Origin of the sequence: Reinekea blandensis MED297 (genome assembly GCF_000153185.1) — a bacterium.
GTDB lineage: Bacteria > Pseudomonadota > Gammaproteobacteria > Pseudomonadales > Natronospirillaceae > Reinekea > Reinekea blandensis.
Window position 1 is genome coordinate 54211 of record NZ_CH724152.1, and the last position, 17729, is coordinate 71939.

13 protein-coding genes and 1 pseudogene are annotated in these 17729 nt (G+C 51.4%); 12 read left to right on the plus strand and 2 right to left on the minus strand.

Features of this window, described 5'->3' with window-relative positions; genetic code table 11:
* The first annotated feature begins 11 nt into the window (after positions 1 to 11).
* From rpoC to MED297_RS11960, 9 genes and pseudogenes are all read left to right on the plus strand, one after another.
* Positions 12 to 4208 carry a DNA-directed RNA polymerase subunit beta' gene (gene rpoC / locus MED297_RS11920; RefSeq protein ID WP_008045238.1) on the plus strand — a complete coding sequence of 1399 codons (4197 nt, stop codon included), beginning with the start codon at positions 12 to 14 and terminating at the stop codon, positions 4206 to 4208.
* Positions 4209 to 4368: 160 nt separating this feature from the next.
* Positions 4369 to 4743 carry a 30S ribosomal protein S12 gene (rpsL, locus tag MED297_RS11925; protein WP_008045239.1) on the plus strand — a complete coding sequence of 125 codons (375 nt, stop codon included), beginning with the start codon at positions 4369 to 4371 and terminating at the stop codon, positions 4741 to 4743.
* Between the two features lie 122 nt (positions 4744 to 4865).
* Positions 4866 to 5336 carry a 30S ribosomal protein S7 gene (gene rpsG / locus MED297_RS11930; RefSeq protein ID WP_008045240.1) on the plus strand — a complete coding sequence of 157 codons (471 nt, stop codon included), beginning with the start codon at positions 4866 to 4868 and terminating at the stop codon, positions 5334 to 5336.
* A gap of 24 nt (positions 5337 to 5360) precedes the next feature.
* Positions 5361 to 7457 carry an elongation factor G gene (gene fusA, locus MED297_RS11935; RefSeq protein WP_008045241.1) on the plus strand — a complete coding sequence of 699 codons (2097 nt, stop codon included), beginning with the start codon at positions 5361 to 5363 and terminating at the stop codon, positions 7455 to 7457.
* A gap of 32 nt (positions 7458 to 7489) precedes the next feature.
* Positions 7490 to 8679: pseudogene (gene tuf / locus MED297_RS11940) on the plus strand (elongation factor Tu).
* Between the two features lie 281 nt (positions 8680 to 8960).
* The gene (gene guaD, locus MED297_RS11945; RefSeq protein WP_008045244.1) at positions 8961 to 10259 is read left to right on the plus strand and encodes a guanine deaminase; all 1299 of its coding nucleotides are present in this window, start codon (positions 8961 to 8963) and stop codon (positions 10257 to 10259) included.
* 141 nt (positions 10260 to 10400) lie between these two features.
* Complete coding sequence (locus tag MED297_RS11950) at positions 10401 to 10937, plus strand: YceI family protein (RefSeq protein ID WP_008045250.1); 537 nt, start codon at positions 10401 to 10403, stop codon at positions 10935 to 10937.
* Positions 10938 to 10951: 14 nt separating this feature from the next.
* The gene (locus MED297_RS11955) at positions 10952 to 11749 is read left to right on the plus strand and encodes a hypothetical protein (RefSeq protein WP_008045252.1); all 798 of its coding nucleotides are present in this window, start codon (positions 10952 to 10954) and stop codon (positions 11747 to 11749) included.
* Between the two features lie 134 nt (positions 11750 to 11883).
* Complete coding sequence (locus MED297_RS11960; protein WP_008045253.1) at positions 11884 to 12552, plus strand: Dph6-related ATP pyrophosphatase; 669 nt, start codon at positions 11884 to 11886, stop codon at positions 12550 to 12552.
* A 195-nt stretch (positions 12553 to 12747) separates the two neighbouring features.
* On the opposite strand, the gene MED297_RS11965 is transcribed toward MED297_RS11960, so the two are convergent.
* Together MED297_RS11965 and MED297_RS11970 are read right to left on the minus strand one after the other, a co-directional pair.
* Positions 12748 to 13224, minus strand: a complete 477-nt coding sequence (locus tag MED297_RS11965; protein WP_008045254.1) for a hypothetical protein — start codon at positions 13222 to 13224, stop codon at positions 12748 to 12750.
* 391 nt (positions 13225 to 13615) lie between these two features.
* A complete protein-coding gene (locus MED297_RS11970) occupies positions 13616 to 14515 on the minus strand; it encodes a LysR family transcriptional regulator (RefSeq protein ID WP_008045255.1) in 900 nt (299 codons plus the stop codon).
* 107 nt (positions 14516 to 14622) lie between these two features.
* On the opposite strand from MED297_RS11970, the gene MED297_RS11975 reads away from it, so the two are divergent.
* The 3 genes from MED297_RS11975 to MED297_RS11985 all read left to right on the plus strand — a co-directional run bounded on the left by MED297_RS11975 (position 14623) and on the right by MED297_RS11985 (position 17642).
* Positions 14623 to 15612 carry an aldo/keto reductase gene (locus tag MED297_RS11975; protein ID WP_008045256.1) on the plus strand — a complete coding sequence of 330 codons (990 nt, stop codon included), beginning with the start codon at positions 14623 to 14625 and terminating at the stop codon, positions 15610 to 15612.
* A 63-nt stretch (positions 15613 to 15675) separates the two neighbouring features.
* Positions 15676 to 16620, plus strand: a complete 945-nt coding sequence (locus MED297_RS11980) for an aldo/keto reductase (protein ID WP_008045257.1) — start codon at positions 15676 to 15678, stop codon at positions 16618 to 16620.
* 26 nt (positions 16621 to 16646) lie between these two features.
* A complete protein-coding gene (locus MED297_RS11985) occupies positions 16647 to 17642 on the plus strand; it encodes a potassium channel beta subunit family protein (protein WP_008045258.1) in 996 nt (331 codons plus the stop codon).
* The last annotated feature ends 87 nt before the right edge of the window (positions 17643 to 17729 follow it).

The following is a 17729-nucleotide window of genomic DNA, read 5'->3' on the forward strand; positions in this document are numbered from 1 at the left end:
GGAGCTGAAACATGAAAGATTTATTAAATCTGCTTAAATCTCAAGGCCAGGCTGAAGAATTCGACTCGATTCGAATTGGTCTTGCGTCACCGGACATGATTCGTTCATGGTCGTTCGGTGAAGTGAAGAAGCCAGAAACCATTAACTACCGTACGTTTAAACCCGAGCGTGACGGTCTGTTCTGTGCGCGGATTTTTGGTCCGATCAAGGACTATGAGTGCCTGTGCGGTAAGTACAAGCGCCTGAAACACCGTGGTGTGATTTGTGAGAAGTGTGGCGTTGAAGTGACACAAGCCAAAGTTCGTCGTGAGCGTATGGGCCACATTGAACTGGCGGCACCGGTTGCACACATCTGGTTCCTGAAATCACTGCCATCCCGTATTGGTCTGATGCTCGATATGACTCTGCGTGATATCGAACGCATCCTCTACTACGAGAGCTTCGTTGTCATCGATCCGGGTTTGACCAGTCTGGAAAAAGGCCAGTTGCTGACCGACGAAGAATACTACGAAGCGATTGAAGAATTCGGCGATGATTTCGATGCCCGTATGGGTGCAGAAGCGGTTCAGAAGCTGCTCGAGTTTATCGACCTGGAAGGCGAGATCTCTCAACTGCGTGAAGAGATTCCGGCGACCAATTCTGAAACCAAAATTAAGAAGCTGTCTAAGCGTCTGAAGTTGCTGGAAGCGTTCCACAAGTCAGGTAACAATCCTGAATGGATGGTCATGACCGTTCTGCCGGTTCTGCCGCCGGATCTGCGTCCTCTGGTGCCTCTGGATGGTGGTCGCTTTGCAACATCAGACCTGAACGATCTGTACCGTCGTGTTATTAACCGTAACAACCGACTGAAGCGTCTGTTGGAACTGGCTGCACCGGATATCATCGTTCGCAACGAAAAGCGTATGCTGCAAGAGTCTGTCGACGCTCTGCTGGATAACGGCCGTCGTGGTCGTGCCATTACCGGTTCGAACCGTCGTCCTCTGAAGTCTTTGGCTGACATGATCAAAGGTAAGCAGGGTCGTTTCCGTCAGAACCTACTGGGTAAGCGTGTTGACTATTCCGGTCGTTCGGTGATCGTGGTTGGTCCTACTTTGCGTCTGCACCAGTGTGGTCTGCCGAAGAAAATGGCTCTGGAACTGTTCAAGCCGTTTATTTTCAGCAAGCTCGAGCACCGTGGTCTGGCAACAACGATCAAAGCGGCTAAGAAAATGGTCGAGCGCGAAGAGCCCGTCGTCTGGGACATCCTGGATGAAGTGATTCGTGAACACCCTGTATTGTTGAACCGTGCACCAACACTGCACCGTTTGGGTATTCAGGCGTTTGAACCAGTGCTGATTGAAGGTAAAGCGATTAACCTGCACCCATTGGTGTGTGCGGCCTATAACGCTGACTTCGACGGTGACCAGATGGCTGTGCACATTCCGCTGACGCTGGAAGCTCAGCTGGAAGCACGTGCCCTGATGATGTCGACCAATAACATTCTGTCGCCAGCCTCAGGTGAGCCGATCATTGTACCTTCTCAGGACGTTGTACTCGGTCTGTATTACATGACGCGTGCCCGTATTAACGCTAAAGGCGAAGGCATGGTGTTTGCGAACACCGAAGAAGTGCTTCGCGCCTATGGTGCCGGTCAGGCTGCTTTGCAGGCTATGATCAAGGTCCGTATCACTGAAGTTGCCTTCAGTGAAGACGGCGTACGTACAGAAACCACATCGCTGAAAGAGACAACTGTGGGTCGAACCATTTTGTACTCTATCGCACCGGAAGGTATGCCATTTGAAATGGTCAACCAGCCGATGAAGAAGAAAGCGATCTCAGGTCTGCTGAACGAGTGTTACCGTTCAGTTGGTCTGAAAGAGACGGTGATCTTCGCCGACCAGGTGATGTACATGGGCTTCAGCTACGCCACCAAGTCCGGTTCTTCGATCGGTGTGAATGACTTTGTTATTCCACAGGCGAAGTACGACATTCTGGGCGCTGCGGAAGCGGAAGTTCAGGAAGTTGAAGAGCAGTTTGCTCAGGGTTTGATTACCCAGGGCGAGAAGTACAACAAGGTTGTCGACCTTTGGTCACGTGCCAACGACCAGATTGCGAAGTCAATGATGGAAGGGATCTCTAAAGAGATCACCACGGATAAAGACGGCAACGAAGTCGAGCAGGACTCCTTTAACGCCGTCTTTATGATGGCCGACTCCGGCGCTCGTGGTAGTGCCACTCAGATTCGTCAGTTGGCGGGTATGCGTGGTCTGATGGCGAAGCCGGACGGTTCCATTATTGAAAACCCGATTAAAGCAAACTTCCGTGAAGGCCTGTCGGTTGGTGAATACTTCATTTCAACCCACGGTGCGCGTAAAGGTCTGGCCGATACAGCATTGAAGACTGCATCTTCTGGTTATCTGACTCGTCGTTTGGTTGACGTAGCACAGGACGTTGTTGTTACAGAAGAAGATTGTGGTACCGAAGCAGGCATCATGCTTGAGCCAATCATCGATGGCGGCGACGTCGTTGTTGGTCTGGGTCAGCAGGTGCTGGGTCGGGTACCGGCGGAAGATGTGATTCACCCGGCGACAGACGATGTTGTTGTCCCTGCCGGTGTGATGATCGACGAAAAACTGGCTGAGCTTGTCGATGACAGTGGTGTGGACTCCGTTAAGGTCCGTTCATCCATCACTTGTGAAACACGCTTCGGTGTCTGTGCTCAGTGTTACGGTCGTGACCTGGCTCGTGGTCACCGCATCAACATTGGTGAAGCGGTTGGTATTATCGCAGCACAGTCTATTGGTGAACCGGGTACACAGTTGACGATGCGTACGTTCCACATTGGTGGTGCAGCATCGAGCTCTTCTGCGATCGATAATGTACAGGTGAAGCAAGGTGGTACGGTTCATCTGCATAACGTCAAGACGGTCACCCGTGAAGACGGTTCCCTGGTCGTGGTCAGCCGCTCTGGTTTGTTGGCCATGGCCGATGATCATGGGCGTGAGCGTGAGCGCTATAAGCTGCCTTACGGTTCCGTGATCAGCGTCAAAGACGGTGCTAAGGTTGAAGCCGGTGAAGTTGTTGTCCGTTGGGACCCACACACGCACCCAATCGTTGCCGAGAACGACGGTAAAGTTCAGTTCATCGGTATGGATGAAGGTATCACCATCAACCGTAAGATCGATGAATTGACTGGTGTGAGCACCACCGAGGTCATTCCTCAAGCTCAGCGTAACTCAGCGGGTAAAGAAATTCGCCCGATGATTAAACTGCTGGATGCGGATGGCAATGACGTGATGATTGGTAATACCAATCAGCCGGTGCAGTACTTCCTGACTGATGGCTCGTTGTTGAGTTTGTCAGATGGTGCGGAAGTCAAAGTGGGTGACATTCTGGCACGTATTCCTCAGGAATCGAGCGGTAACAAGGACATCACCGGTGGTCTGCCACGCGTTGCTGACCTGTTCGAAGCGCGTAAGCCAAAAGAGTCCGCCATTCTTGCAGAAATCAGCGGTACCTTCGGCTTTGGTAAAGAGACCAAGGGTAAGAAGCGTATCGTGATCACGCCGACTGACGGGTCTGAGCCTTATGAAGAGCTGATTCCGAAATGGCGTCAGATGAACGTCTTCGAAGGTGAAAACGTCGAGAAGGGTGAAGTACTTTCGGATGGTCCGATGAACCCGCATGACATTCTTCGCGTTCTGGGTGTTGAAGCCCTGGCCAAGTACGTTGTGAAAGAGATTCAGGAAGTCTACCGACTGCAGGGCGTTGTCATTAACGACAAACACATCGAAGTGATTTGCCGTCAGATGCTGCGTAAAGCGCTGATCACTGACAGTGGTGATACGGACTTCATTAAGGGCGATCAGGTGGAATACATGCATCTGGTTGAAGGCAATGAAGCCGCGGAAGCCGAGAATAAGCAAACGGCTAAGTTCGAGCGTGTTCTGTTGGGTATCACCAAGGCATCGCTGGCGACTGAGTCGTTCATTTCGGCGGCATCGTTCCAGGAAACCACCCGTGTACTGACCGAAGGGGCGGTAACCGGGAAGCGGGATTACCTGCGTGGCCTGAAAGAAAACGTCGTTGTGGGTCGTCTGATTCCGGCGGGTACCGGTCTGGCATACCATGCAGAGCGCAAGCGTAAGCGACTTGAGCGTACCGGTGAAAAACCGTCTATCAGTGCTCAGGAAGTGGAAGCGGCTCTGAGTCAGGCGTTAAACAAGTAGACAGTATCAGGGCTGAATCGGTGTTCAGAAGTCTTTACAGCCCTGCTATTGACTAAGAAATGTGCGATAACGTAAAATCGCGCACCTTTCAGTGCCCGGGGGCGACAGCCTTCGGGTGCTGTTAGTTCAAGAGAAGTGAAAACGAGAGAAAGAGGCTTAAATGGCTACAATTAACCAGCTGGTCCGTAAACCGCGTAAGCGTGTAACGGAAGCAAGCGCTGTACGTGCTCTGGAAGCATGTCCACAGCGTCGCGGTGTATGTACTCGTGTTTACACGACTACACCAAAGAAACCGAACTCTGCATTGCGTAAAGTTTGCCGTGTTCGTCTGACCAACGGTTACGAAGTATCTTCGTACATCGGTGGTGAGGGTCACAACCTGCAAGAACACTCCGTTGTTCTGATCCGAGGCGGTCGTGTTAAAGACTTGCCAGGTGTTCGTTACCACACAGTTCGTGGTGCGCTGGATACTTCCGGTGTTAACGAGCGTAAGAACGGCCGTTCTAAGTACGGTACAAAACGACCTAAGAAGTAATCGTTGATCTATTTTACAGTCTCAGAATAAGCAGTAAGGCTGAGTCGGATACAAAGAACCGAAAGGTCGCGTGTATCACTGATCTCAGATCTGCCTGAAGACCTACTAAAAGGGGCTTATCAATGCCAAGAAGACGCGTCGCTGCAAAGCGTGAAATCCTGCCTGATCCGAAATTCGGAAGTCAGACACTAGCGAAGTTCATGAACCACGTAATGGTTGATGGCAAAAAATCTGTCGCTGAAAAAATTGTTTACGGTGCCCTCGACATCGTGAAAGAAAAGGGTCACGAAGATCCTGTTGAACTGTTCGAGAAATCTCTTGAAAGCATCGCACCGCTGGTGGAAGTAAAATCCCGCCGAGTTGGTGGTGCAACCTATCAGGTTCCTGTCGAAGTACGTCCTGCACGTCGTGAAGCTCTGGCTATGCGCTGGTTGGTTGAGTATTCGCGTAAGCGTGGTGAAAAAAGCATGCGTCAGCGTTTGGCTGGTGAATTGCTGGATTCAGCAGAAGGCAAAGGTGCAGCGGTTAAGAAACGCGAAGACGTGCACAAAATGGCAGAAGCCAACAAAGCATTCTCTCACTATCGCTTCTAATTTTTTTGATACGGAGATTGAGTCGTGGCTCGTAAAACTCCACTGGCGCGGTACCGGAACATTGGTATCGTCGCTCACGTAGATGCAGGCAAAACGACGACAACTGAGCGTATTCTGTTCTACACCGGTCTTTCTCATAAGATCGGTGAAGTTCACGATGGCGCAGCGACCATGGACTGGATGGAGCAGGAACAGGAGCGGGGGATTACCATTACCTCCGCTGCGACCACTTGCTTCTGGCAGGGCATGAGTCAGCAGTTTGATCAGCACCGCATTAACATCATTGATACACCCGGACACGTAGACTTCACCATTGAAGTTGAACGGTCTCTGCGCGTGTTAGATGGCGCGGTGGTTGTGCTGTGTGCCTCATCCGGTGTTCAGCCGCAAACGGAAACCGTTTGGCGTCAAGCCGATCGTTATCAGGTTCCTCGCATGGTCTTCGTTAACAAGATGGACCGTGCCGGTGCCGACTTCCTGCGCGTCGTCGAGCAGATGAAACAACGGTTGGGTGCAAACCCGGTTCCGTTGCAGCTGCCAATCGGGGCTGAAGACGAATTCAAAGGCGTTATCGACCTGATTAAGATGAAGTCTATTCTGTGGTCGGAAGACGACATGGGTATGACTTTTACCTATGGCGATATTCCAGCCGATCTTCAGGATCTGGCCGAAGAATACCGCACGTATCTTGTCGAAACCGCTGCGGAAGCCAACGACGAGCTAATGGAAAAGTACATGGAGTCCGAGGAGCTCTCTGAAGAAGAGATCAAGTCCGGTCTTCGTGAACGCACATTGTCCGGTGAGATCGTTCTGACTCACTGCGGCTCTGCCTTTAAAAACAAAGGCGTACAGGCCGTACTGGACAGCGTCATCGAGTACATGCCGTCCCCGACGGAAGTTCACGCCATTGAGGGTGAGCTGGAAGACGGGACTCATCAGGCTGTCGAAGTTGATGACGATGCACCATTTGCTGGCCTGGCCTTTAAGATTGCGACAGACCCATTCGTGGGTACGTTGACATTCGTACGTGTTTACGGCGGTATCTTGAAGTCGGGTGACTCCGTATATAACTCAGTTTCAGGTAAAAAAGAGCGTGTCGGCCGAATGGTTCAGATGCACTCAAACAACCGTGAAGAAATTAAAGAGTTACTGGCGGGTGACATTGGTGCCCTTATCGGCATTAAAAATGTCACCACGGGTGATACGTTTTGTGATCCAAACCATGTGATCACGCTGGAGCGTATGGATTTCCCAGAACCGGTAATCTCTGTGGCTGTCGAACCAAGATCGAAAGCGGACCAGGAAAAGATGGGTATTGCACTGAGCAAGTTGGCTCAGGAAGATCCATCTTTTAAAGTTCATACGGATGAAGAGACGGGTCAGACAATTATCGGTGGCCAGGGTGAATTGCACCTGGACATCATTGTCGACCGTATGAAGCGAGAGTTCAAAGTTGAATGTAACGTCGGTGCGCCTCAGGTTGCATACCGTGAACGCATTCGTGCTGTTGCCAACGTGGACTCGAAGTTTGCCCGTCAGTCTGGTGGTCGTGGCCAGTATGGTCACGTGATTGTCAAATTTGAGCCTGCGGAGGATGAGAACGCCGAAGGTCTGGAATTTGTCAACGAAATCGTGGGTGGTGCTATTCCTAAGGAATACATTCCAGCTGTTCAGAAAGGTATTGAAGAACAGATGCAGAATGGTGTTCTGGCGGGGTACCCATTGTTGGGTCTCAAAGCGACCCTTTACGATGGTTCTTTCCACGATGTCGACTCGAACGAAATGGCGTTTAAAGTTGCCGCGTCCATGGCTGTTAAAAAATTGGCAGATCAGGGTAAGCCTGCTTTGCTGGAGCCAGTCATGAATGTTGAAGTCGTGACCCCTGAAGATTACATGGGTGACGTTATGGGTGACTTGAATCGCCGTCGCGGAACCGTCGCTGGTATGGATGACAGCCCGTCCGGCAAGGTAATTAATGCGGAAGTACCGCTCTCCGAGATGTTTGGTTATGCAACCGATTTGCGTTCCATGTCTCAGGGCCGTGCTTCGTATACGATGGAATTCAGTGCTTATAAAGAAGCACCGATGAACATTGTTGAATCGATTATTCAGAAGTCTTAATTAGTTAGCGCTAACACTAGAGGAAAGACCAAATGGGAAAGGCTACATTTGAGCGTAACAAGCCCCACGTAAACGTGGGCACAATCGGTCACGTTGACCATGGTAAAACGACACTGACAGCGGCCCTGACACGTGTATGTCACGAAGTATGGGGCAGCGGTGCTGCAATCGCGTTTGACGGTATCGACAACGCACCAGAAGAGCGTGAGCGTGGTATCACCATCGCAACGTCTCACGTTGAGTACGATTCACCAGTACGCCACTACGCGCACGTTGACTGTCCTGGACACGCCGACTACGTGAAGAACATGATCACCGGTGCCGCTCAGATGGACGGCGCGATCCTGGTATGTTCAGCTGCGGACGGCCCAATGCCACAGACGCGTGAGCACATCCTGCTGTCTCGTCAGGTAGGTGTCCCTTACATCGTTGTGTTCCTGACAAAGCGGACATGGTTGACGATGAGAGCTGCTGGACTGGTTGAAATGGAGTCGTGACTGCTGTCTCAGTACGAGTCCCAGGAGACGACACGCCAATCATCATCGGTTCTGCACTGATGGCGCTGGAAGGTAAAGACGACAACGAAATGGGTACAACCGCGGTTAAGAAGCTGGTTGAGACTCTGGACGAGTACATTCCTGAGCCAGAGCGTGCGATCGACGGCGCGTTCATTCTGCCAATCGAAGACGTCTTCTCAATCTCCGGTCGTGGTACCGTTGTAACCGGTCGTGTTGAGCGCGGTGTGGTTAACACAGGTGACGAAGTTGAGATTGTTGGTATCAAAGACACCACCAAGACCACCGTTACTGGTGTTGAAATGTTCCGTAAGCTGCTCGACGAAGGTCGTGCGGGTGAGAACATTGGTGCGCTGCTGCGTGGTACCAAGCGTGACGAAGTTGAGCGTGGACAGGTTCTGGCGAAGCCAGGTTCCATCACGCCACACACCCGCTTCGAAGCGGAAGTATACGTTCTGTCTAAAGACGAAGGTGGCCGTCACACGCCATTCTTCAAAGGCTACCGTCCACAGTTCTACTTCCGTACAACGGACGTAACCGGTGCGTGTGAGCTGCCAGAAGGCGTAGAAATGGTCATGCCAGGCGACAACATCAAGATGGACGTGACACTGATTGCGCCAATCGCGATGGACGAAGGTCTGCGCTTTGCGATCCGTGAAGGCGGTCGTACAGTGGGTGCGGGCGTTGTAGCGAAGATCATCGAGTAATCGGATCTGAGCACACGCTGAAGAAAGGGCCGCGTAAGCGGCCTTTTTTATGGCCGCAGGTTTTGGGTCATCGTTGAAATAAGGCACGGGATTTCCCGAGCCTTTTTTATTGGACTTAGATATAATGTTGACCATGTGGTTAGGATTTCTGCTTTTTAGAGTACGGACATCGCTACCGCACCAACACACGCTAAACTGAGCCCTGACCGGCTCTGGAATGTTTATAGCGGACAGTCGCGCCTTCACATTGATGGCGTTGGCTTGAAGCTGAAAGGAAAACTATGAAACTGCTGTTAGGTGATTTGCTCGATTTTACTGATGATCCCTCTAAAACCGGACTGGATGCTGTTCGTTATCTGCCAGATGGTGCTTTGTTGATTGATGATCAGGGGCGGATTGCTGACAGAGGTGCCGCCAGTGATCTGCAAAGTAAGGTCAGTTCTTCGGTTCCCGTGTACGACTATCGCGGGAAATTGATTATTCCCGGCATGATCGATACTCATGTGCATTATCCGCAGACCCCTATGATTGCTGCTTACGGAGAGCAACTGCTGACCTGGTTGACTGAACACGCTTTTCCGACGGAAGAGGCTTTTGCAGATTACGACCACGCGGCCGGTGTCGCTGAAACGTTTCTGAATGAGCTGGTCAGAAACGGTACGACAACTGCCCTGGTGTTTGGCACTGTGCATCCGCAATCGGTTGATGCTTTTTTTGATAAAGCCCAGGAACGCAACCTGCGCATGATTTGCGGTAAGGTGATGATGGATCGTAACTGTCCGGATGCACTGAAAGACACAGCAGAGACGAGCTATGCCGAATCAAAGGCACTGATCGACAAGTGGCACGGTAAAGACCGGCTTCAATACGCTGTTACACCGCGTTTTGCCCCGACATCCACTCCTGAGCAGCTGGATGCCTGTAAACGGCTGTTAGAGGAGTATCCGACGGTTTATATGCATACGCATACCTCGGAGAATAAAAAAGAATGTGAGTGGGTTGGCGAGCTGTTTCCTGAATCATCAGATTACATCGATGTCTATCAGCAGGCTGGATTGTTAAGACGACGCAGTGTTCTTGCACACGGTATCCATTTATGTGATCGCGAGCTTCACGCGTTGGCCGACCACAAGTGCGCTCTGGCCCATTGTCCAACCTCGAACCTGTTTATCGGCTCCGGGCTGTTCCCTCTCAAACGGATCCGGGAACATAATATTCATGTCGGTATGGGCACCGATGTTGGAGCCGGAACGTCATTCTCCATGCTGCAAACCTACAATGAAGCATACAAGGTACAACAGCTGCAAGGCGAAAAACTGTCCGCCTATGAAGGGCTGTACCTGGCTACGTTAGGCGGAGCTCGGGCGCTCGATTTGGAAGGCACCATCGGGCAGCTGGAGACTGGATGTGAGGCGGATCTGGTCGTGCTTGACCCGGAAGCGACGGATTTAATGCGCTTCCGTATGCAGCATCTGCGATCTGAAGATGTTCACGAAAAGCTGTTTGCGTTAATGATGCTCGGTGATGACCGTGCTATCCGAGCGACCTGGATTATGGGCGAAAACCAACACAATCGTTGAATCACATCGCAAAAGTCTGTCAGGTCATTGTCAAGTCATTCAGTCAGTTTGAAGACTTCCGTCGGATATTTTTGCTATCTGTCGAAAGTGAACCTACCAATAATGTCTCCTGTTGTTTAAATGTACCTCTGGAGACATCCCATGAAGAAACTGATTTTTACGGCGGCTGTCGCAGTCGCTTCGACCGCTGTACTTGCCGATGACTACAGCATTGATCTTGCACACTCATCCGTACACTTTACTGCCGGCCACCTGGGCTTTTCCAAAACCATTGGTCGGTTCAATGAGTTCGAAGGCCAGTTCAGCGATACGGCCGGTAGTGAAAGCGTTTCAATTACCATTCAGGCAGATTCAATCGACTCAAATCACACAGACCGCGATAAGCATCTGCGCTCCCCTGACTTTTTCGATGTAAAACAGTACCCAACCATTACTTTCACCAGCACCGAGTTTACCGGCGACACTCTGACCGGCGAACTGACCATGCATGGTCAAACGAATACGGTCACTCTGGACGTAAACGTGATTGGTGAAGGCGAAGACCCATGGGGTGGTTACCGTAAAGGCTACGAGGCAACCGGTACTCTGGTGCGCAGTGAATGGGGAATCGATTATTTCCTGCCAGGCGTTCCTGACGAAGTTGAGTTGGAAATCCAAATCGAAGGCATTCGCCAATAAGGCGGTAACAGACAATGACATTCACCATTGTTCTACAAGCGTTTATCGTTCCGTTGATCGCAGTCTTTTTGGCTGCGCTCGTCAGGCATTATTGGCCGCTGCTTATCGCTGCAGCATTCTGGGGCATTAGTCTGTGGGTTAAAGGTCCGACACTCGAAGCGATGGACAGTGTCGCCATGGCCTTTACCTTGTCATCAGTGCTGGCGTTGACTCAGTCTGTTGTTTCGCGTGAGCGACAGCGTTTGTTTGCCATTGGGCAACTGGTGTTGCTGGTCTTGCTGAGTGTATGGCAGGTGAAAAACTTTGCTGCGAGTTTGCCGGTCATCAGTTGGGTCATTCAATTTGCGTTTCTGCTGATTGTCTGGGCGCTGAGTACTTTCCGCCGGTGGGATGAAAGCCCGAAAGCAGGGTGGCAGCGCTATGAGCTGGGTGCATTGTTCTGGATTCTCCCTGCTGGGTACGTGGCGATATTGAGCCCCATTGCCGGATCGCTGTTGGTGGGTCAGATTTCTGGCCTGATTGCGGTCTTCGGATTACTGGTTTGGGGCCTTCAGGGGCGACAGCAGGTGAGTAGTGCTCAACTGGGATTGTTGGTCGCAACGCCAACATTGTTCATTGCACAAATGGCGTGGCACTACGTTGAAATCCCATGGACTTCCCTGAGCTTAGGCCTTTTAGGTTGGTTGCCATTGTTATGGCCTGGTTTACAGCGGGCGCCCTGGTGGCTGAAGCTGGTTCTCGCCGCAGTGTTGTTTGGTGCTGCTTTAGCGATTGGTTTGACGCTGGAATGGCCTGAGCAATCGTTGTATTGATCCCCTTCGAGATCCTCTCGAATTTTAAACCCGGCATCAGCCGGGTTTTTTTATGGTCAGGTGTTTCGATCTTCACTGGTCACCGCTTACCTTGCTGTTTATGATCGCAGAAAATATCTGACCAAAGAGCTACCATGACCCCGAAAAAGACCATGCTTTCCTGGAGCACAGGTAAGGACTCAGCCTGGGCGACCTGGCAACTTCAGCAACGCGATGACATTGAACTGGTCGGTGCGCTTTGCACCATAAATCAAACCCATCAACGAACCGCTATGCATGCGGTTCGTGTTGAGCTGTTAAAAGCGCAGGCTAACGCGTTGGATTTACCATTGACCATCATCGAGTTGCCTTACCCTTGCAGTAACGAGCAGTATCAGCAAATCATGGCGAAAGCCACATCCGAAATGAGAGCCTTGGGTGTCGAGCAGATGAGCTTTGGTGATCTGTTTCTTGAAGACATTCGACAATACCGAATCGACAACATGAAAGACAGCGGTATCGAGCCGATCTTTCCCTTGTGGAAAAAACCGACCGCAGCTTTAGCTCGAGAAATGATTGCCGGAGGACTAAAATCCGTTGTCACCTGTGTCGATCCGAAACAACTGGATGCCAGCTTTGCGGGTCGTGAGTTTAATGAATCGTTTCTAGCCGATTTGCCTGAAGGTGTCGATCCTTGTGGCGAGAATGGTGAGTTTCATTCCTTTGTTTACGATGGACCGATGTTTCGCCATCGGATTCCGATTGAAGTCGGAGAGGTCGTTGAGCGGGACGGGTTTGTATTTGCGGATGTTGTTAAATGCTAAAGAAAGCAGATGCCGTATGCGCTCGTTGATGTGTCGTCGAACTGATGACTGTTGGTGGATTTTGGGCTAATTGCGATCGTCGATCATTTGGTTGGATAGATGCGGATTCGAATCGCAAACAGCCGGCACCAACCGGCTGTTGCTGCTCAATGGTTTGATCGGGGAATCAAGTTGAGCTTCTTTGCATTCTGACGTTTATAACGCGTTGCTGTAGGTCGCTGCCAGTTGGTCTGCAGTTTCGTCGGTTGTCGTGACGAATGCCCATTCCTGCATAACATGGTAGTCATCGTCGGCCCAGTCAGGGTTACGCTTTAACGTGACCTCGAAGGTAGTTGGCAATACAGTGACCTTGCCCTCTTCAATCGTAAACTCAATGTTAACCGGGTTGGTCGCGCCCAGCTTGCCTTTGTCAATGTCCATCGCTTCGACAGAGTTAATGGTGTGGGTTCCTGGTTGCAGGCCTTTAACCAACAGTTTGTCTTGGTTTGCGCGAAGGTAAAAAACTTCCCCTTCACTGGTCACGACTCGATATTTTTCAATGTAGTCGGCGTGAATGTCTTTTTCACCAATCACCGGGACGACCAGTGCGCCGGTTGCGTCTTCTGCTTGTGCCTGTAAGGCGATACCACCCGCCATTAATGTTGTCATCAAAACCAAAGATACTTTTTTCATGATTAATCTCCATCAGGTTTCAGTTCTTTAATGTTATTGCCTCCTGATTTTTTAGGGTTCTCTATGAAAAGAAAATAGCTAAAAACAACAAGAAGCCGATGAACAGTTTAAGGATCTGAATGAGTTTGTATGTCCGGGGAATGACGGGGTTTTGTCGACGCAAAGTAAACGAATCAGAAGTTCTATAAATCGGGAATCAGTCGATTTTTTCGCAATAGGTCATAGGTAACTGAATAGAGTAATTAATCAAAATATTTGTACGAAATGATAAAAAACTTTGCGGTAGATTGTATGGCTGTTTTTTTTGATCCAAACCTCAGATGGTTTGATAGCACTTGAAAACGTACGATAAACATTTAACAGGAATTGCGAATGATGCTGTCAATAGGAATCAGGTCATTTCTTTAAGCTGCGTGGTTATATGATGAATTAGATGGTCGCGTACTGTTTGGTTACGCAAGGTCAGTTTTTTATCGCGTGGCCACATCAACCAAAAAAATGTCGGTTCGATACGCCATTGCGGCATGACGGATACCAGCTTGCCATTGTCCAGTTCCGGCTTGGCTATCAATGTTTGTAACCGTGATACTCCCAGCCCTTCGATCGTTGCAATGCGTTGTGCATTCGAGTTGCCCGAGCGCCAACTGGCATTCGGCGTGATGACTTGTCGTTCTCCGGTTGACAGATGTTCAAGCTCCCAGATCTTTGGCGTTCCGCAAATGGTGGGTAAGCGAACCAGATCGTCGGGGTGTTGAGGAAACCCATAGCGATTGATAAAGGCCGGGCTGGCGCAGAGGCTATGGTGGACTTCGCCTAAGTAAGCCGATTCGGTATTTTCTGCTGGTGCATGTCCAATCCGCAGGACCAGATCCACCGGGTCTCGATTCATATCCACCAGCATGCTGCTGTAGTCGACGGTCACGGACAATTCCGGGTGGTTCGACATCAGGTCGGTCAAGGCATGTGTCAGTATCTGTTCACCGAATATGCCACCGACGGAGTTGATCCGAATCGGACCGGTCAGTTGATGACTCATCATTTTCAGATCGGCTTCAGCGCTGCTGAGCTGGTTCATGCCCGTGCGGCATCGCTGCAGGAACTGTTCGCCTTGCGGGGTCAGGGTCAGGCTGCGGGTGGTGCGATGCATTAATCTCACGCCCAGTCGCTCTTCCAGGCGCAGGATCAATTGGCTAACCCGTGATCGGGAAACATCCAGGTGCGCCGCAGCCTGAGTGAAACTGCCTTGCTGCGCCACTTCAATAAAGGCTTCAATCTCGGTAAATCGACTCATTTGGTTACTATAGCTAACGAAATTCGTTAGTTTATCGGCAATTATCTTATGCAGGCAACCAATTATACTGTGCGCCAGACACAAATAATCATAGGCAGGAGAAGACAATGTCTGTTCAGAATCGAATGTTAGGGAGTACAGGTCTGCAGGTTTCAGAAATCGGCATGGGGGCTTGGCAACTAGGGGGTGACTGGGGGCCAATCACTCAGGCCGAGGCTGATGCTATCTTGCGGGCTGCGGATCACGCAGGAGTCAGCTTCTGGGATACGGCCGATGTCTATGGCGGCGGGCAGAGTGAATCGTTCATTGGGGCGTTTAATCGGGCGAACCCGAACGCTAACCGCGTTATTGTCACCAAAGCCGGTCGCGGTGCTGGCCTGTTTCCCGATGGTTATTCTGAAGCGGCGCTGCGCGACAGTATCGAAGCGTCTCGGGATCGATTGCAGGTCGATACTCTGGATCTTCTCCAGCTGCATTGCATTCCGTTTGATGTCATTCAGCGGGGCGAAGTGTTTGAATGGCTGCAGAAATTCAAGCAAGACGGGTTGATTGCTCACTTCGGCGCCAGTGTCGAAACCGTTGAAGAAGCGCAATACTGTATGAACCACACGGGCGTCGAAAGCCTGCAGATAATCCTCAACACGTTGCGCCAGGACATGGCCACAGAGGTGCTGCCTCAGGCGAAAGCGCAAAAGGTTGGCATCATCGTCCGCCTCGGGCTGGCCAGCGGTCTGTTGTCCGGGAAAATGAGTAAGACGCGCCAGTTTGCTGAGCAGGACCATCGCAGTTACAACCAGGATGGTGCGGCGTTTCACGTTGGGGAGACTTTTTCCGGGTTACCGTTTGAACTGGGAGTCGATCTTGCCGAGCAGATGAAAGCAGAACTGCCGCAAGGCTTGTCATTGGCGGAGGCGTCGCTTCGTTGGTTGCTCGACTTTGACGCAGTATCGACCATCATTACCGGCGCCAGTAAGCCAGAGCAAATAGAGCGCAATGCGGCCGTGAGTGCCTTGCCGCCGCTGTCGGAAGCGTTGCATGCACGCTTGGGTGAGTTTTACCGTAATCACGTTCGTCGGCATATTCGCGGGGTGATCTGAAAAGAGTGCACGGCTTGTTTCCCCACAGTGAAACATGAACATCAGAGTTGAGAGGTTCAGCAAATGAATAAACGACGATTAGGGCAAACCGGGCTTGAAGTCAGCGAAGTGGCTTTTGGTGCCTGGCAATTGGGTAACTACGATCAGTGGGGCGGCATGACCGATGCCGATGCCTTGAATCTGGTCGCGGCCGCTCGAGATCGCGGGTGCAATCTGTTCGATACCGCCCCTAACTATGCAAAAACCAACAGTGAGCGCTTACTCGGCCAGGCGTTAAAAGGTCAACGCGATCAGGTGGTTATTGTCAGTAAGTTTGGTCATCGACCGAAGGACGGCGCGCTTGATTTTTCAGCCGAGTGGTTCTGGGAGAGCCTGCATCAGTCGCTGGAACGTTTGCAGACCGATCATCTGGACGTGATGCTGGCGCATTCACCGCCATTGGAAGTGCTCAACGGCAATCATGAAATCTGGCCAGCCATGCGCGAAGCGCAGAAGCAGGGCAAAATCCGGTTTTACGGAGCGAGCACCGATTATTCACACGAAGTGAACGAAGTCCTGGATACGACAGATGCCCAGGTTCTGGAACTGCTGTTTAATGTGCTGCATCAGGATGTGCGTCGCAGTTTCGATAAGGTGCGTGAAAAAGATGTAGGCGTCATCACCAAAGTGCCGCTCGACAGCGGTTGGCTCAGTGGTAAATACACTGCAAGCAGTACCTTTGATGGGGTTCGCGCGCGCTGGTCGGCGGACGACATTGCCGCGCGGGCAAAGGCGGTAGAAACGGTAAAAACCATTGTGGGTGACAGCGCACCGTTGGCGCAACAGGCGTTGGCCTATCTGCTCAGTTACAACGAAGTCACGGCGGTGATACCGGGCATTCGCTCAATGGCGCAACTGGACAGCAACTTTGCCGCAGTCGGCACCCGGCTGTCCGATGACGTCAAGGCACAGCTGGAAGCCTTCTGGAACGAATTAACCGACAATGGGCAATCGTTATTGCCCTGGTAACAATTAAACAATCATAAGGAGTAATCATGGAATATCGCCGTTTAGGTAAAGCCGGTTTGAAAGTGTCGGCGCTGTCGCTCGGATCCTGGGTGACCTTTGGTAAGCAGGTGGATATGCGTGACGCCAAGACCTTGTTGAAAACCGCTTACGATGCCGGTGTGAACTTTTTCGATAACGCCGAAGGCTACGAGGCGGGTGAGTCCGAAAAAATCATGGGTGAAGCCATTGCGGCACTGGGACTGCCACGGGATACCTTTGCCGTGTCGTCGAAGGTGTTCTGGGGTGGTGACAAACAGATGCAATTGGGTGTGAATGCCAAGCACGTTCGTGACGCTTGCGATGCCGCACTGACGCGTTTGAAAGTCGATTATCTGGACTTATTCTTCTGCCATCGCCCGGACATCGATACGCCCATCGAAGAAACGGTTCGCGCCATGCACAACCTTATTCAACAGGGTAAGGTCATGTACTGGGGGACCAGTGAATGGTCTGCACAACAGATTACCGAAGCGCATATGGTGGCGCGTGCCTACGGCTTAACGCCACCCACTATGGAGCAGCCTCAATATAACTTGCTGCACCGTGACAAGGTCGAAAGTGAGTTTGCTCCGCTGTATGAAAACTTCGGCTTGGGCACCACGATCTGGTCGCCATTGGCCAGCGGTATGTTGACCGGTAAATACAACGACGGCATTCCGGACGACAGCCGATTAAACCTGCCTGGCTATGAGTGGCTGAAAGATCTGTGGACCAGCGATGACGGCAAAGCCAAGCTTGAAAAAATTCGTCAATTGACGGCGTTGGCGGATGAAATCGGCATCAGTGTGGCGCACTTGTCACTGGCCTGGTGTCTGAAGAACCCGAATGTGTCGACCGTCATCCTCGGCGCATCACGGTTGAGTCAGTTGGAGGACAACCTGGCATCATTGGATGCGGTTGAAAAGCTGACGCCAGACGTCATGGAAAAGATCGAAGCCATTGTCGCTAACAAGCCGGCCGCGCCTGAGCGATTCGGGCAGTAAAAAAGGACGCCCAACCCCGACCCGCGAGTCCTCGCGGGTCCCTTCCTGAATGTCCATACATCATCACTGTGAGTCGTGGCCCGGCAC

Coding starts and splice junctions, on each gene's coding strand:
- rpoC (WP_008045238.1), top strand. CDS start 12: ATGAAAGATTTATTAAATCTGCTTAAATCTCAAGGCCAGGCTGAAGAA.
- rpsL (WP_008045239.1), top strand. CDS start 4,369: ATGGCTACAATTAACCAGCTGGTCCGTAAACCGCGTAAGCGTGTAACG.
- rpsG (WP_008045240.1), top strand. CDS start 4,866: ATGCCAAGAAGACGCGTCGCTGCAAAGCGTGAAATCCTGCCTGATCCG.
- guaD (WP_008045244.1), top strand. CDS start 8,961: ATGAAACTGCTGTTAGGTGATTTGCTCGATTTTACTGATGATCCCTCT.
- MED297_RS11950 (WP_008045250.1), top strand. CDS start 10,401: ATGAAGAAACTGATTTTTACGGCGGCTGTCGCAGTCGCTTCGACCGCT.
- MED297_RS11955 (WP_008045252.1), top strand. CDS start 10,952: ATGACATTCACCATTGTTCTACAAGCGTTTATCGTTCCGTTGATCGCA.
- MED297_RS11960 (WP_008045253.1), top strand. CDS start 11,884: ATGACCCCGAAAAAGACCATGCTTTCCTGGAGCACAGGTAAGGACTCA.
- MED297_RS11965 (WP_008045254.1), bottom strand. CDS start 13,224: ATGAAAAAAGTATCTTTGGTTTTGATGACAACATTAATGGCGGGTGGT.
- MED297_RS11970 (WP_008045255.1), bottom strand. CDS start 14,515: ATGAGTCGATTTACCGAGATTGAAGCCTTTATTGAAGTGGCGCAGCAA.
- MED297_RS11975 (WP_008045256.1), top strand. CDS start 14,623: ATGTCTGTTCAGAATCGAATGTTAGGGAGTACAGGTCTGCAGGTTTCA.
- MED297_RS11980 (WP_008045257.1), top strand. CDS start 15,676: ATGAATAAACGACGATTAGGGCAAACCGGGCTTGAAGTCAGCGAAGTG.
- MED297_RS11985 (WP_008045258.1), top strand. CDS start 16,647: ATGGAATATCGCCGTTTAGGTAAAGCCGGTTTGAAAGTGTCGGCGCTG.